The organism is Nocardia sp. NPDC006044, from assembly GCF_042871115.1.
Lineage (GTDB): Bacteria > Actinomycetota > Actinomycetes > Mycobacteriales > Mycobacteriaceae > Nocardia.
Genome location: NZ_JBIAID010000001.1, coordinates 1,717,684 through 1,732,212, shown reverse-complemented (window position 1 = coordinate 1,732,212; position 14,529 = coordinate 1,717,684). Strand labels below are relative to the sequence as shown.

Here is a 14,529-nt window from a genome sequence, read left to right as displayed (position 1 = left end):
CGCTCTCCTAGTCTGTTCGGCGCAGCTTGCCGGCGGCGGTCCGGCGCACGTCGGCCACGATCTCGATCACTCGCGGTGTCTGGGCTCTGGTCAGTTCGGCGCGACAGCTCTGCCACAGTTCGGCCGAGATTCGCTCCGGGTCACCGCGGTACAGACTGACCGCGACATGCACGACCTCGCCGAGCGCCGGGTCGGGCACGGCGCGGACCCGGACGTCGCGGACGGCGGGATTGCGTTCCAGCACCCGTTCGACGTCGCGGGGGAAGACCATGACGCCGCCGACGTTGATGGCGTCGTCCTTGCGGCTCACGAGCGTGACGTAGCCCTCGGCGTCCATGTAGGCGAGGTCACCGACGCTGAAATGCCCGTCCACCTCCGCCAGTTTCGGGCCGCCGCCGATATAGGCCGGCTGGGTGGCGTTGTCGTCGGTCATGAACAGCTCGCCGGTCCGGCCGACCGGCACCTCCTGGAGGTATTCGTCCAGGATTCGCACCGAGCAGTGCAGCGGACGGCCTACGGAGCCGGGGTGTTTCAGCCACTCGTCACCGCGGATGCTGAGCACGCCGATCCGTTCGACGCTGCCGTACTCCTCGTACACCCTGGACGGTTCGATCAGTTCCAGCCAGCGGCGTTTCACCGTCTCCGGGCACCTCGCCGCGGTGTGCACGACCAGCCGCAGCGACGAGAATCGCTGCCTGTTCATGCGACTCGCTTCGATGAGCGTGCCCATCTGGGCGGGTACGGTCCGAAGTACCTCTACCCGTTCGGCTTCCAGCAGATCGAGGAACAGCTTGGGTGAGGCGTTGGCGGGAATAACGATGCGGTGTCCGAGGGCGAGGCCGTGATAGAGCGCGCCGAAACCCGCGTGATAGAGCGGGAGTCCGACGATCTGGGTCTGGCCGTAGGCCATCCCCCGCTCCTTCTCCTTGCCGCTGAGCGGCCCGGAGTCCGGGTACACCCACGGACGGTTGCGGATGATGAGCTTGGCGACGCCGGTTGTGCCGCCGGACAGCGATATCGATCGCGGGATACCGTCTGCCGGTAGCTCCGTCGGGACGGCCATGGCGTGTGCGGCGCTCAGCGCCAGGTCGTCTCCTTCGACGACCCAGCCGCGGGAATAGCGTTCGACAATGCCCGATTTCACGGTCTCCGACCAGCGGTAGTCCACCGGTAGGACGGCGACGCCGGCCTCCCACAGCGCGAGCGTCGCGACGACGTGACCGATTCCCGGCGGCAGGGCCACCGCGACGATGTCGCCCGCGCGTAAACCGTTGTGCCGGTAAGCTTCCGCTAGTTCACGCGAGGCGATCACCAGGTCGTGCCAGGTGATCTCCTCGGCGGCGGTGAAGCCGCGTACCGCGACGGCGGCTTCCTGCGGCCGGTCCCTGGCAGTGCGCGCCACCAGTTCACAGATCGAGACGGTCATGCGCTCATCCCTCGGTGCGGACGTATTCGTCGGCGATGGACAGGGTTTCGTCGAGCAGGGCCATTCCCTCGTGGATCTCCGCCTCCTCGATGATCAGCGGCGGGCAGATCAGGATGATGTTCCAGTGGGTGAGCAGGTACAGACCCTTGCGGAATGCCGCGGCCGTCAGCTTCGACATCGGTTCGGACGCAGCGGCATCGGGGTTGTACGGGACCAGCGGTTGCTTGGTCTCGCGGTCGGTGACCAGTTCGATGCCCCAGAAACAGCCGCTGCCACGGATATCGCCGATCGACGGGTGCCGTTCGGCCAGCTCGCGGAGTTCCGCTTCGATCAGTGGGCCCAGCTGATTCGCGCGTTCGATCAGCCGTTCCTTCTGATAGACGCTCAGCACCGCGACGGCCGCCGCGCAGCCGACGGGATGGGCGCTGTGGGTCAGGCCGTAGGGGAAGACCGAGTCCTGAAGCCAGCCGGAGAGCCGATCGCTCACCGCGACGGCGGCCAGTGGCACGTAGCCGGCGGTGAGACCCTTTGCGCACGTGATGATGTCGGGCACGACGCCCCACCGGTCGCAGGCGAACCAGCTGCCGGTGCGGCCGAATCCGGTCATCACCTCGTCGAAGATCAGCAGGATGCCGTGTTCGGCGCAGACCTCGCGAATCGCCTCAAGATATCCGTCGGGCGGGACGATCACGCCGTTGATGCCGGTGATCGGCTCGATGATCACGGCGGCCACGTTCTCGGCACCCTCGTACTGGAGCAGCTCGCGCAGATGGGGCGCGCCCGTGCACACCGGGCACGGTGTGGGATGCCCTGCGGGACAACGGTATGTGTAGGGGTCGAGCATGCGGACCACGCCGGGCATACCCGGCTCGCCCACCCAGCGGCGCGGCTCACCGGTCAGCGTGAGGGCGCCCGCCGTACTGCCGTGATACGAGCGGTACCGGGCGATGACCTTGCTCCGGCCGGTGTAGGCACGGGCCAGCCGGATCGCGGCCTCGTTCGCCTCGGTTCCACTGCACGCGAAGAAGAACGAGTTGAGGTCGCCCGGCGTGACTTCGGCCAACCGGTCCGCCAGCTCCTCGACGATCGCGACATCCCAGGGACGGCCGAGGGTCGCCATGGTGGCCACCTGCTTCTGCACCGCCTCCTGGACCTCGGTGCGGCTGTGCCCCAGGTTCGCGTTGACCAGCTGCGAACCGAAGTCCAGGTAGGAATGTCCGGCGGCATCGAAGAATCGGCAGCCGTCGCCGCCGACGATCCGCGGCGGCGGTTGCACCCCCTGGCGCGACCATGACTGTATTACCCGCCCGCTTGACTCTGCCATTGGCGAGACACCTCCCGAATTACCTTGGTACTACTCGATTTCGACCTCAGCGAATGGCGACGCGACGCTGCGTACCCGGGTCGAAGGCGAAGGTCGCGATGATCGATAGGACGCAGGCCCAACCGGACAGCACGACGATGTTCGGCGCGATGCTGGACAGCCCGCCGTTGTCCGCCAGCACTCGCTTCATGCCGTCCACCGCCCAGTACTGCGGGGTCAGCGGGGCGAGCGGGCGGTCCCAGGCCGGCATCAGATGGACCGGCACGACGGCGCCGCCGACCGCGCCCATGCCGAGAACCACCAGCTGGCAAAGGTTTTGCATGGCGGAGACGTTTCGCGTCAGGGAGACCAGCACCAGGCCGAGAGAGATGGCGGTCCAGGCGATGGCCAGAATGAGGACGGTCAGCGCGAGCAGTGAGCCGCTGATCGTGCCGCCGAACAGGAATCGTCCGGTGCCGATCAACAGCGCCATTTGCGCCGCCGAGAGCACGAAGTACGGGATCGCGAGTTGAATCGCCATCGTGCCCCGGGACAGTCCGCTGGTCCGCACCGAACTCCAAGCGCCCGAGGCATGTTCGCGGTAGTGCGAGGTGCCCATGAACATCATGACGTAGAAGCCGAACATGATGGTGAAGCCGGGGACCGTCTGGTTCGCGCCCGTGCTGCCGGTGATTCCGGAGAAGGCGTCGCTGAGCAACGCCTGCATCAACAGCGGTGCGGCGAAGAGAAAAACGAACAGGGTGGGGTCCTGACGCCAGGCCGCCAGCTCTTTTCGGGCGAAAGCCCAGGTGATCGTCATGGTTTCGCCGATCTGGACTGCTCGATGGCGTGCAGGAACGCGTTTTCCAGGGAGGTTGGGACCAAGCGCACGTCCTTGATCGGAACGTGGCTCTCGTCGAGGACGCGGACCACGGCGGGAAGAATCTCCGCTTCCGGCGCCGCTACCCGAACCCGCCTGCCGTGCACCGTTATCCCGGTGCCGGGCAGCGCGTCGTGCAGCAGTGTGGTCACCGCCGCGGTCTCGTCGCTGACGATCTCGCAGTAGGGGCTACCGTATTCGGCGACAAAGCTTTTCACGTCGGCGGTGACGATGATCGACCCGGCATCGAGCACGCCTATCCGGTCGCACAGGATCTCGGCTTCCTCCAGGTGATGCGTGGTGTAGAGGATCGTCGAGCCTTCGCCGCGCATCTCCCGGAGCAGATTGTGGATGGCGTGCCGGGAATCGATGTCGACGCCGGTGCTCGGCTCGTCGAGGACCATCAGGGGTGGCGAGTGGACGATGCCCATGCCGATCGAGAGCCGGCGGCGCTCACCGCCGGACAGGTGCGCGCCGCCCCGGTCGGCGATCTGGCTCAAGCCCAGGCGTTCCATCACCTCGGCCGCTCTGTGCTGCGCGGTGGCGCGGGACAGGCCGCGGATGATCGCGGAGAAGCGGAGGTTCTGCCAGACCGTCATGGCCAAGTAGACCGTATTGTCCTGCGGCACATAGCCGATGTGGCGACGGACCCTCCGGCCGTGCTTGCGCACGTCGGTGCCGAATACCTGCACGCGGCCCGCGGTCGGTTTGACCAGACCGCAAATGATGTCCAGCGCAGTGGATTTGCCGGCGCCGTTGCGGCCGAGGAGGCCGAAGATCTCGCCGCGGCCGATCGCCAGGCTCAGCTCGTTCAAGGCGCGCACCGAGCCGTATCGCTTGCCCAGGCCGTCCACCGAGACGACCGGTTCGTCGGGAGTTATGTCCATGACTGTCTTTCCACGATCGAGCGGACCAGATCGCGGTAGTGAACCGCCCGGCCGTAGCGCTGGGTCATCAGGACCGCGCCGACACCGCTGGGGACGTGGTAGACGAAACTTGTCGCGGCGCGGCCGAGCCAGCCGACGGTGCGTGCGTTCGGGTCGAGGGCCGCCCAGGCCTGGTCGCTGCTCGGGACGTGGAGCCCGTAGGAGAAGCCGTAGCCCTTGCCGGGGATGTAGTCCGGGCCGGTGCCGGCCAGCGGGCCGATCTGATCGATGAAGAGTTCCTTGGTGATCGGGCCCAGCGCCGGGATCGAGAGTTGGCCGTCACGGTCAGGGGTGATCGCGCACAGCAGCTCGGCGAAGTCGCCGACGGTCGAGTAGGCGCCCGAACCGGCGGACAGCCACGCGGGGGTTTCCTGATGTGCCACAAGCCCGTTCGGTGTTCCGTCGGCGAGCGGTTGGGCGACACGGCCCGGTGTCCGGACGCTGAATCCGGTGTCGCGCAGTCCGAGTGGGCGGCAAACTCGCTGATCGATGATCGCGTCGAGGGGGCGGTGGTCCGCTGTTTCGAGAATGCGGCCGAGGACGTCCATGGACATGCCGTATTCCCACACGGTTCCGGGGTCGGCGGCGAGGGGTTGCCGCGCGAGGTCGCGCACGGCATCGTCGAGTGTGTATGTGCCGGTACGGTGTTCGTACTTCTGGACGTTCGACGCCGCGTAGTACGGCTTGATGTTCTCCGAGGAGTGGTAGCCGCCGCCGATGCCCGCGGTCTGGCGCATCAGGTCCCGGACCGTCAGCGGGCGGCTCGGCGGTCGCAATGTGCCGTCGTGGACGGTCGTGTCCGCGAAGCAAGGCAGCCATTCGGCGACCGGATCGTCCAGCCGGAGCCGGTCCTCGGCCACCATCGTGAGCGTCGCCAGCGCGGTGAATACCTTTGTCATGGAGTAGATCCGAAAAATGGCGTCGGTCGGCATCGGACGCGCGCCACTCGCGTCGAGGTCACCGATCGCCTGCAGATCGATCAGCGACCCGGCGGCCGTCACCGCGACCACCACGCCCGGCATCCGGCGCGCTTCCACGTCGGCCGACACGGCCTTCAGCAGCTCGGTAATCATGTCCATCGTCGCCTCCCGCGCCCCCGGTGCCTCCAGCCGTGGGCTAGACCGCCATGTTGTCGATCAGGCGGGTACTCCCAACCCACACGGCGACCACGAGACGGTTGCCACGTTCGGCTTCGCGCACCGGGTCGAGCGTCTCGCTGTCCACCAGCTCTAGATATTCGATCCGCTGCACGCCCGCCGTCGTTAACGCCTGACGCCCCGCGGCGAGCACCGCGTCGACCGGCGCCCCGCCCCGGAGCCGTGTCGTGAGCTCGGCCAGGATCCGGGAAATCGATGCGGCGACCGGGCGCTGATCAACGGTCAGGTAGGCATTCCTGGACGAGAGGGCCAGCCCGTCCGGCTCTCGCACCGTCGGTACCGCCCGCACCTCCAGCGGCAATCCCAGATCCCGGACCAGCGCCCGCATCACCACCAACTGCTGAAAGTCCTTCTCCCCCAGATAAACCGCAGTGGGCGCCAGAAAGATCAAAATCTTGCCCATCTCGGTGGTGACGCCCGCGAAATGCGTAGGCCGCCCCACCCCGCACAGCACATTCGACAGCCGCGGCACCGCGATCGTCAGCCCGAACCCCGCCGGAAACAGCTCCTCCGCCGAAGGCAACCAGGCAATGTCCGCCTCCGCCTGCTCCAGGAGCCCCAGATCCCGCTCCTCGTCCCGGGGGTACGTCTCGAAGTCCTCGTCCGCCCCGAACTGCAACGGATTCACGAAAACCGAGGCCACCACCACGTCGTCCAGCCCCCTGGCCGCCCGGACCAACGCAAGATGCCCGTCATGCAACGCCCCCATCGTCGGCACATACCCGACAGAGCTCCCCCGCGCCTCCCCCAACGCACGCCGAAGCTCCGCCCCACTCCTGACCACGATCATCGCGTCGATCCCTCAGCGGTACAACAAGCGACAACCGCCGCCACCAACGCGCGAAACCCCCCACGCTCTGTACATCACGCGATCCTAACAAGCAGGTTCAGCTTGTGTTCTCGAATCCGCGCTACCCAGAAGGGTTTTCGAGGACGTTCGCGACCCTCCGCCATCCGGCGGGCGTTACCGATCATGGACGGCATCCCCGGCCCGGAAGACCAGCCGGATGAAGGTCTCGACGTGCCGGTGGATGTCAGCGCGGGCTTTCGCGCGGTCCTCGGCGTGCAGGTGCAGGATTCATCCTCGCCCTTCTCCACCCGAACTTCCGCAACGCGGTATCCCGGAAAATGCGCGCGAACCGAGTCGGCTTCGCATTCATTCTGATCTTGCTATGCATGTCCTCCCGAGGTTCGTTCAGCGGACCTAGGCATTGAAACGCCTGGCATCCATTGGCAAAATAATGCGCAACTGTGAGATGCAGCGCTACCCGGCCCGGACAGGGAGGTCCTTCGGCGGAGTGGCGGGAACCGGGGGTACCAATGACGTTGCAGGTCGATCTGGAAAAGCTCGGTGCGCTATCGCGCACCCTGCATGACTTGAGTGGCGAGGCGTCCCAGCTATATGCACGGGAGGGGGTTCCGTGGTCTTCGTTGCCCGGTTTCGACTCGATGGCGCTGCCGTCGGTCATCGAGGCGAGCAAGCTGACGTCCGTGGTGCAAGACAACCTGATACCGGCGATGTCTGCGCGGCTGGACGAGATCGGGAATCTCATGCACGCGGCAACCGTCCATTTCGGGACGATGGAGGGCGCCAATGAGGCAGCGCTGGCAGAAACGTACACCACGGCTTCCGGTGACTGGGGTATACCGAAATGACATTGACCCGAAGCCAACTCGACTCCTACGACCCAGTTCCCCTATGGGACATCGCTGCCGGCCTCAAAGGTCTCGGCCTGAGAATCGAGGGCCTGTTCGAACGTTACGTCACACACGTGAGCGTGCCCGGTTGGCAAGGTGTCGCCGCTGAAGCCGCGCACAATCGTGCTGTTGCTGATCGCAAGACGGCGTATCTGCTAGTCGACTCCCTGGATAAGGCAGCGGGCCGACTCGATCAAGGCTATTGGGACATCAGCACGCTTTTGAGCAAGGTACGCGGCCTCATCACCTCTGCTGAAGCCGCCGGATTTCCTGTCCGAGACACCGGCATGCCGATCCCGCTCGGCCCGCCCGTAGCGGGCAGCCTGGCTGTGCACTACCCGCCGGGCAGCGAACAGACTGCTGAACTGGAATCCGCGCGCGCGGAATGGGAGCGCCAGATCCTGAGCGCTGCCAGCGCCGTGGAGGCCGAGGACAAACGCGTGCAACAGGACCTGACCAGTGTCTCCGCAGCGTTGAAGGTGGAGTTCGAGGCGGTCGGCGGTAGTCAGACTAGCCAGAACGAACAGCGTTACGTACGTGCCGAGGATTTCATCTTCGATGAGATGAAACGCAATATAGACTCCAATCCCGTCAAATGGATTCACGGCATGCTCCATCCAATTGACGGAAAGCAGAGCTTCGGTCTTTGGGCCGAAGGATTGAATGCGTGGCGGGTACAGGTCAAAACAAACGGGCCCTGGGATCACAAACCGCAGTTGAAGCAGCTGCTAGACCTGAAGGGCGAAGGCATGGAGCCTGACTTCTTTTTTCAGCAGCCCGGCACCAAACGACAGGTCAACTACGACATCTATTCCAACCTCCACTACGGATATGTCGGTCGTGCTGCCGGAATCGAGGGATCAACACTGCTGTGGGGTGCGGCGCGCGGCGGCGAGGCCGGTCAAAACGATCAAGGAGATGAAATCACCGTGCAAGCCGGGATCGATCTTTATGAGAAATATGGTCCGGGTATGACCCGCGAACAGTTCCATCATGCAGTCGAGGAGACCGTCGACAAGTTGGAAACGGCCCAAAATCAGGGCAAGAATGTCCCCCAGATCAGGCACGACTAGTGAGAGAGTCCGCGACTCACGGCCGAATCCGTGAGCCGAGCAGCGCTTCGCGTCTCTAATCGCTACACCCGTTCCGAATCACCCCAGCTGTCGGTTGATGGCCGGGCGCTTGGAGCGCGCGCGACCACGAGCCGCGGCGCGCGCCTATCGATCACCCCGCCCACCACAGGCACCCCGGTCGCGGTGTCGGCGGTGCTGCGGCTGCTTCAACGCACCCGCATCCTGATCGTCTCCTAAAACGAAGATCTCGCGCGCCAAGCCCTGGCCGGACGGACCATGGTCGCCGCCTTCGGCATCGGCGCCCCTGACGGCGTCACGCTGCCGGACCATCTCGGCTGAATTTGGCCGACGCCTGGCACCGGGCGCGGTCTCGCAGGCCATTGGGCACACGATCTCGGTAACGTGGATCGCCATGTTTATCGTGTGCCCGTTGGTGTTCCTGTCCGGATTGGCGTTTCGGTGTGGGTTGGCTAGCTGTGCTCCAGCTGTTCCGAAACCTCGGGGTGGCGTTCGCGAGGGCGGCCTAAGTGACGACGGTGTTGCAGGCGACGTGGGCCAAGGGCGCCAACCGCGCGGCATGGGTGACCGCGAGCCTAATGGAGGAGGGCTCCGCGGTGATGATGGTTGGAAATGTGACGTGGATACCGTCGCGGACACGTGAAATGAAACAACCCCTGACCTTGCAATGCAGGTCAGGGGTTATTTTTGTGTGGTCCCAGCTGGTTTCGAACCAGCGACCTTCCGCGTGTGAGGCGGACGCTCTCCCGCTGAGCTATGGGACCTGAACTCATGCCACATGGTGGCGGTCCGGCGGGTTGGTGCCCTCCGAACGAGATGGAACATTAGCATGCGGCACCGGCGGTTCACCAAATCGCCACCAGGACAGGGGTGGAACGTGGTGGGCGGCAGGCTGCCTCAGCGGGAGGGACGTAGGGTGGTTCGCTTCCCCGCCGGCCTCGCCGCGCGAGCCCGAAATCCTCGCCAACCACACCGGCCACCTCCGCCACACTGGCAACCTCGCCGATTTCCCCCGTTCTACCAGCGGATTTGTAGCTTTCACCCGGCGTCCGCTAATGTTCTGTCTCGCACCACGGAGCCCACAACGGCCACCGAGATGCAGAATGCGGATGTAGCGCAGTGGTAGCGCATCACCTTGCCAAGGTGAGGGTCGCGGGTTCAAATCCCGTCATCCGCTCGGAAGAGGTAGGGCCAGGCAAATTAGTTTAGCCGTCCCCCTTCGCACGGTGGAGTGGCCGAGTGGTGAGGCAACGGCCTGCAAAGCCGTGCACACGGGTTCGATTCCCGTCTCCACCTCGCGCGATTAGCTCAGCGGGAGAGCGCTTCCCTGACACGGAAGAGGTCACTGGTTCAATCCCAGTATCGCGCACCACCGTAGTACCAGGTCAGGCCTCCTTTCGAGGGGGCCTTTCTTGTTGTGCACTAGATATGCACCAGATACTCTGCGCAGCACTAGCTCGCGGTGAACGACGCCCCTGCCCTGTTGCCAGACTGCCCTACCACCGCCGGCGTGGGATACGTCCACCCACACACCCTCTTCGGGGCGCCATTGCGCCCATGGCTTGCTCATCAGCGACGGGCAGAAGCACGGACCGATGCCTGGCCACCTCCCGGCCCTACAACCTCAACTGGCAGCGATACAGCCGCAGGGGGATCTCGTTAACTCCGTCATCTCGACGCGCGCTTGCGCGGGCGCGATCAGAATCGAGCGATGTCCGGGGGTGGGTGAGGGCTATCGTGCGTAGATACGCAAGACGACAACCGCAGCGGGCGCGGATCAGCAAGAACAACACGGCAATCGAGCGTGAGGCTCAGCAGATCGGCCTTCTACCCGCGGTCGTGCCGCGCTCGCCGCCGGACTTCGAGTCGCCTACGTGGCCTACAAGGTCGTCCATCAGCACACTCTTCTCTCACCGCCGGACAAGACTGGTTAGACCCGGAAGGCGTCATATCCTTCCAGCTCGTGTCTATGGCCTCGGGCATACTCGCCTTCGTCTCGGCGCAGCGGGTACCGGGGTTCTGGCGCGAGGGAGCATAGATTGACTAGCAGCGCACTGTCGTCGACGGATGAGCAGCCTGGTCAGGCATGGCTGGTACTGACAAAGGCGGCATACCGGCGCCTGGGCGGCGCGGCGAAGTACGACGACGACCCGGCAAGTCATTACAGCTGGGACAGCACAGTGCCGAACCACGCGAATGTCGCGATCGGGGACGTCGTGCTGCTGTGGAACCAGACCGAATCGCTCGGGGTCTCGGTCATCGACAACATCACCCTCGGTACCGCGGACAAACGCCGTGCACGATGCCCCAGCTGCAACAGCGTCAACTTCGAGGATCGGACGACCGTGCGGCCGATCTACCGATGCCAGAACTGCAAGCACGTGTTCGATGACCCGGCGTACGAGGAGCTTTCCGGGCTGACGACCTACCGTTCCAGCCATGAGCAGGGCTGGATCGACTTGCTCGGCGAATTCACCGCGACGGAACTGCGAAATCTATGTGTTAAGCCGAAGGGACAGAACAGTTTTCGGCCGTTGCGCTGGCCCGAGACGCGCCAAGCGATCAATACGCGCCTCGGTAGCGAGGTTCTGCGGCCACTGGACACGACCACCGCGCAGTTGCAGCATGGACACACAACCAAGCCCACTCGGGTTCGGATCGGACAGCGGCAGTTCCGAGCGATGCTCCTCGGACAGTACGGGCCAACCTGCGCGTTCACCGGAGTGCTCCCGGAGGCGGCATTGGACGCGTGCCACCTCTACAGCTACGCCAAGGTCGGCAAGCACCACGAGCACGGCGGGGTGTTATTGCGCCGCGATCTACATACGCTGTTCGACCGCGGGATCATCGCCGTCGACAGCGACGATCGCATTGACGTCGCCGCCGCTTATCGCCGATACACAACTTATGGCGACTTGCACGAGCAGCAGCTCACTGTGAAGACGAGTAGCGCGCAACGGGATTGGTTCGCCCTGCATTGGACCGAACACCGTGGATGATGCCCAGAGCGAAGCGGCGCGACCAGGCGAGCCCGAGCTCGAAGTTCTCGCGAGGCGGGTCCTGGAAGTCCTCGACGCGGCTGATTGGCCGATGACGTTGTTTGAGCTAGGCCCTCCGACCTTCGGCGACGACGACGCGGCCGAACCCGTATCCGAGGACGAGTCGCTCGAATTGGTTCGGGCACTAGAGCTTTTGGAGACGCGTGGCCTGGTAGTGAGTTGGGATGCCCCGCTCCGAGATATCGGTGTGGAGCGTGTCTGGCGCCGCCTGGGTAAGCGTCTTCGTGGTTGACGCTGCGTACGATCCGCGCATCGGAAGCTGGACGTTGGGGTGCGAGAGTCCCTGCGGTACTGCCCGGCGATTCGTATCAAAGCGCCTTGGTCCGGGTCGCCGGCCGATAGCCTGTACTCGTCGTTCTCCTTGCTGGAGCGCAACGTGCAGCCCGTCACTCGGACGGCCTGACGTTGCGCTCTGAAAGGAGAGGGATGACCAGAAGGCGTCATAGAAATGACGAGACCCCGGCATGGTTTTACGTGTCTGCCGAGGTCTCAGCGCGATGCCCAGGTCTGCTGTTGATGGTGGTTCTAGTGCTACTACTGCACTGAACTGAGGGGTGGGGCGGTATCCGCTGCAACGGTGCTGCCTCATCCTTCAGCCGTCGTTGTCTGCCCGGCGTCAACGCTTACGTTGACCGTACCTCACTTGACATTGAACGAAGCCCAAAAGTTGACTAGTAACGGAATTGATCGAGCGTCAGCACCTACTTCCCTACTTCCTCATACTGGCCGCCAGGTGCTGAGGGAGGGATAGTCAAGGGTGGCCGAAGGTCACCGCGTAGCGACGCGAAGCCCTTTACTCCCCCGGACTGAAGTCAGAGCACGGGGCCCGTGAGGAGGCGGGCACCGGCTCAGCCACGGCGATCAGCAGATGAGAAGTTGTCTGCGGAGCTGGTCCGGGGCGCTGGCAGTGCCGGCCGATTGAGACTCATCGAGATCAGTGGATTTCGGTCCTGTGGGTCGTCGCCGACGCGTCGGCTGCGCCGGGCGACGCCCTACAGGGCCGTCAGGGTATCCTCCGCGTGCGGTGTGAGGATGGACGATCAGCAGGTCGAAGATGACGGCGGATGTTTCATAACTAGGCAAACAGAGGGGTTCGATCCGATGATCGACAGCGACGAAACCTTATCGCTCGATGTTTCCGAAGACGACATCGCTGAAGAGGTTTCCCCGGATGCAGCGGTGACCTGGGGCACGGACTGGACAGTCACAACCATTATCGATCAACTTACACGCGACCGATTCGACCTCGAACCTGCATTCCAGCGCCGCGATGTCTGGTCTGACACAAAGAGATCTCGATTTATTGAATCCCTCATTCTAGGCATTCCCGTACCGCAAGTAATACTTGCAGAGCGCAATAAAGCTCGCGGACAGTTCATTGTCTTAGATGGAAAACAGCGACTCAGGAGCCTCCAGCGGTTTGCAGGCATAGACGGACCCAAGATGCGGCTCACCGGCCTTGAAGTACTTAAGGATCTAAACGGTAAAACCTATGACAGTCTAAGGAATGACGCCAACCTAGATCAGTATCTGGCCGCCTTTGAGAACCAGGCCATTCGCGCAGTTGTCATTCGTGGCTGGCAGAGCGAGAGCTTGCTATACCTAACTTTCCTGCGCCTCAATTCAAATGTGGTAGGTCTCTCACCCCAGGAATTGAGGCGCGCCCTGCATCGTGGTCCCTTTATGGAATACATCATGCAAACTTCAGCGGAGAGCGAACAGTTGCGCAATTTTCTGGGTAATCGCGCCAAGAATCCGGACTTCAGGATGCGCGATGCCGAGATTTTGATAAGACACGTGGCAATGACGATGAGGCTGCAAGAATACTCGGGAAACTTGCGAAAGTTCCTGGACACCACTTGCGAGATTATGAATAAGAACTGGGATACCGTCGCATCACGTGTTGTGGAGACAGCAGAAGGGCTCGACAAGGCCATGGATGCGGCATACACGATTTTTGGCAAGGACGCTTTTAAAAAGTACGTAAATGACCGATATGAAACTCGAAAGAACCGAGCAGTTCTCGACTGCGTCGGATTCTACCTTCAGCATACGACGCTCAGAGAGGCTGCCCTTGAGAACTCAGTACAAGTGAAGTTCGGTTTCGAGCGGGCATGCATGGATATCCCCGAGTTTCAGAGTTCGTTGACAAGCACGACTAAAACGTTGCCATCGGTACTAACACGCCTTAGCGTGTGGGGAAGCATTCTGCACGAAGCAACTGGCGTAAGCCTTCCACAAATCCCACAAGGATAGGCATGGGCCGCAGCCTGCTCGCCTATTTGGAACTTAAAAATACAATAGACGAAATATCATCTACTTTCATGAGACCACAGAAGGCCTCGCCTGATGACGCAGACCTTAGAAGTGGCGACGCATATCTTGTAATGGCGCACGCCGCGTTTGAGTATTTTTTTGAGGAATTATGCAGGCGTTCACTCTACTCAGCACTGTATAGATACAAATTCAGTGGCCGTTCCGTATCGCTTTTGGCAAACGTCGCCAACGCGCATTTCTATTCACGAGTTGCGTCACTCCCTCGAGATGATAGCAGCGCATGGAGCCCCGGCGAGACCGAGAGAATTTCTGCCGCAGTGAAGTGGTATACGGCGAGGGTGGATAAGAATAATGGCGTGAAGAAGAGCAATTTGAGGGCGTTGCTATACCCTTTAGGATTTGTAGAGTCTGATTTTGATAGTGTGTGGATGAATGCCATGGACTCATTCGGACAGTCGCGCGGTGACACCGCACATGGGCGGCCGACTTCGCCCTATCACCGCAGTTCGGTTTCTTTGGGCAGCAAAGTTAGCTGCGCGATCTGGACTCCAGGTGTGACGAGGCCCCGCACTGCCACCGCAGTTTGGGATGTCTCCCGCGAGGTGAAGCAGCTAATGCCAGAGATGCTCGCGTGGGATCGTCGCCTGGTGGCGTTATGCCGCAAATAGGAACCGAATACGATTGCATAATGTGGAGCACACTCTAAAACCTA

12 protein-coding genes and 4 tRNA genes are annotated in these 14,529 nt (G+C 62.9%); 9 read left to right on the top strand and 7 right to left on the bottom strand.

The window, feature by feature from the left end; translation table 11 throughout:
* Positions 1–7: 7 nt before the first annotated feature.
* Genes ACFYO1_RS08240 through panC form a run of 6 tightly spaced genes read right to left on the bottom strand, consistent with a single transcriptional unit; the run spans position 8 to position 6,482 of the window.
* Positions 8–1,426, bottom strand: a complete 1,419-nt coding sequence (locus ACFYO1_RS08240) for a class I adenylate-forming enzyme family protein (RefSeq protein ID WP_387228351.1) — start codon at positions 1,424–1,426, stop codon at positions 8–10.
* A 4-nt stretch (positions 1,427–1,430) separates the two neighbouring features.
* Entirely contained in the window at positions 1,431–2,750 is a 1,320-nt protein-coding gene (locus ACFYO1_RS08235; protein ID WP_387228349.1) for an aminotransferase class III-fold pyridoxal phosphate-dependent enzyme, read from the bottom strand.
* Between the two features lie 46 nt (positions 2,751–2,796).
* Positions 2,797–3,549: an ABC transporter permease gene (locus tag ACFYO1_RS08230; protein ID WP_387228347.1), complete on the bottom strand. Its 753-nt coding sequence runs from the start codon at positions 3,547–3,549 to the stop codon at positions 2,797–2,799.
* Positions 3,546–4,496 carry an ABC transporter ATP-binding protein gene (locus ACFYO1_RS08225; RefSeq protein WP_387228344.1) on the bottom strand — a complete coding sequence of 317 codons (951 nt, stop codon included), beginning with the start codon at positions 4,494–4,496 and terminating at the stop codon, positions 3,546–3,548. Before ACFYO1_RS08225 ends, ACFYO1_RS08230 begins: the two co-directional genes overlap by 4 nt.
* Positions 4,487–5,614 (bottom strand): serine hydrolase domain-containing protein, encoded by a 1,128-nt coding sequence (locus tag ACFYO1_RS08220; protein ID WP_387228342.1) that lies wholly within the window; start codon positions 5,612–5,614, stop codon positions 4,487–4,489. The genes ACFYO1_RS08225 and ACFYO1_RS08220 overlap by 10 nt, the downstream gene beginning before the upstream one ends.
* Positions 5,615–5,651: 37 nt before the next feature.
* Positions 5,652–6,482, bottom strand: coding sequence for a pantoate--beta-alanine ligase (panC, locus tag ACFYO1_RS08215; protein ID WP_387228339.1), 831 nt, complete (start codon positions 6,480–6,482; stop codon positions 5,652–5,654).
* Positions 6,483–6,665: 183 nt separating this feature from the next.
* Here panC and ACFYO1_RS08210 point away from each other — a divergent pair, with 183 nt between their 5' ends.
* The 3 genes from ACFYO1_RS08210 to ACFYO1_RS08200 all read left to right on the top strand — a co-directional run bounded on the left by ACFYO1_RS08210 (position 6,666) and on the right by ACFYO1_RS08200 (position 8,463).
* Complete coding sequence (locus tag ACFYO1_RS08210) at positions 6,666–6,857, top strand: hypothetical protein (protein ID WP_387228337.1); 192 nt, start codon at positions 6,666–6,668, stop codon at positions 6,855–6,857.
* A 155-nt stretch (positions 6,858–7,012) separates the two neighbouring features.
* Positions 7,013–7,348 (top strand): hypothetical protein, encoded by a 336-nt coding sequence (locus tag ACFYO1_RS08205; RefSeq protein WP_387228335.1) that lies wholly within the window; start codon positions 7,013–7,015, stop codon positions 7,346–7,348.
* Positions 7,345–8,463 (top strand): polymorphic toxin type 44 domain-containing protein, encoded by a 1,119-nt coding sequence (locus tag ACFYO1_RS08200; RefSeq protein WP_387228333.1) that lies wholly within the window; start codon positions 7,345–7,347, stop codon positions 8,461–8,463. Before ACFYO1_RS08205 ends, ACFYO1_RS08200 begins: the two co-directional genes overlap by 4 nt.
* 710 nt (positions 8,464–9,173) lie before the next feature.
* Here ACFYO1_RS08200 and ACFYO1_RS08195 read toward each other — a convergent pair.
* A tRNA-Val gene (locus ACFYO1_RS08195) sits at positions 9,174–9,245 on the bottom strand.
* A gap of 341 nt (positions 9,246–9,586) precedes the next feature.
* Here ACFYO1_RS08195 and ACFYO1_RS08190 point away from each other — a divergent pair.
* From ACFYO1_RS08190 to ACFYO1_RS08165, 6 genes are all read left to right on the top strand, one after another.
* A tRNA-Gly gene (locus tag ACFYO1_RS08190) sits at positions 9,587–9,658 on the top strand.
* 48 nt (positions 9,659–9,706) lie between these two features.
* Positions 9,707–9,777, top strand: a tRNA-Cys gene (locus ACFYO1_RS08185).
* A gap of 1 nt (position 9,778) precedes the next feature.
* Positions 9,779–9,853, top strand: a tRNA-Val gene (locus ACFYO1_RS08180).
* A gap of 667 nt (positions 9,854–10,520) precedes the next feature.
* Entirely contained in the window at positions 10,521–11,480 is a 960-nt protein-coding gene (locus ACFYO1_RS08175; RefSeq protein WP_387228331.1) for an HNH endonuclease, read from the top strand.
* Positions 11,481–12,572: 1,092 nt separating this feature from the next.
* Entirely contained in the window at positions 12,573–13,796 is a 1,224-nt protein-coding gene (locus ACFYO1_RS08170) for a DUF262 domain-containing protein (protein ID WP_387228329.1), read from the top strand.
* Positions 13,797–13,798: 2 nt separating this feature from the next.
* The gene (locus ACFYO1_RS08165) at positions 13,799–14,485 is read left to right on the top strand and encodes a HEPN domain-containing protein (RefSeq protein ID WP_387228327.1); all 687 of its coding nucleotides are present in this window, start codon (positions 13,799–13,801) and stop codon (positions 14,483–14,485) included.
* The last annotated feature ends 44 nt before the right edge of the window (positions 14,486–14,529 follow it).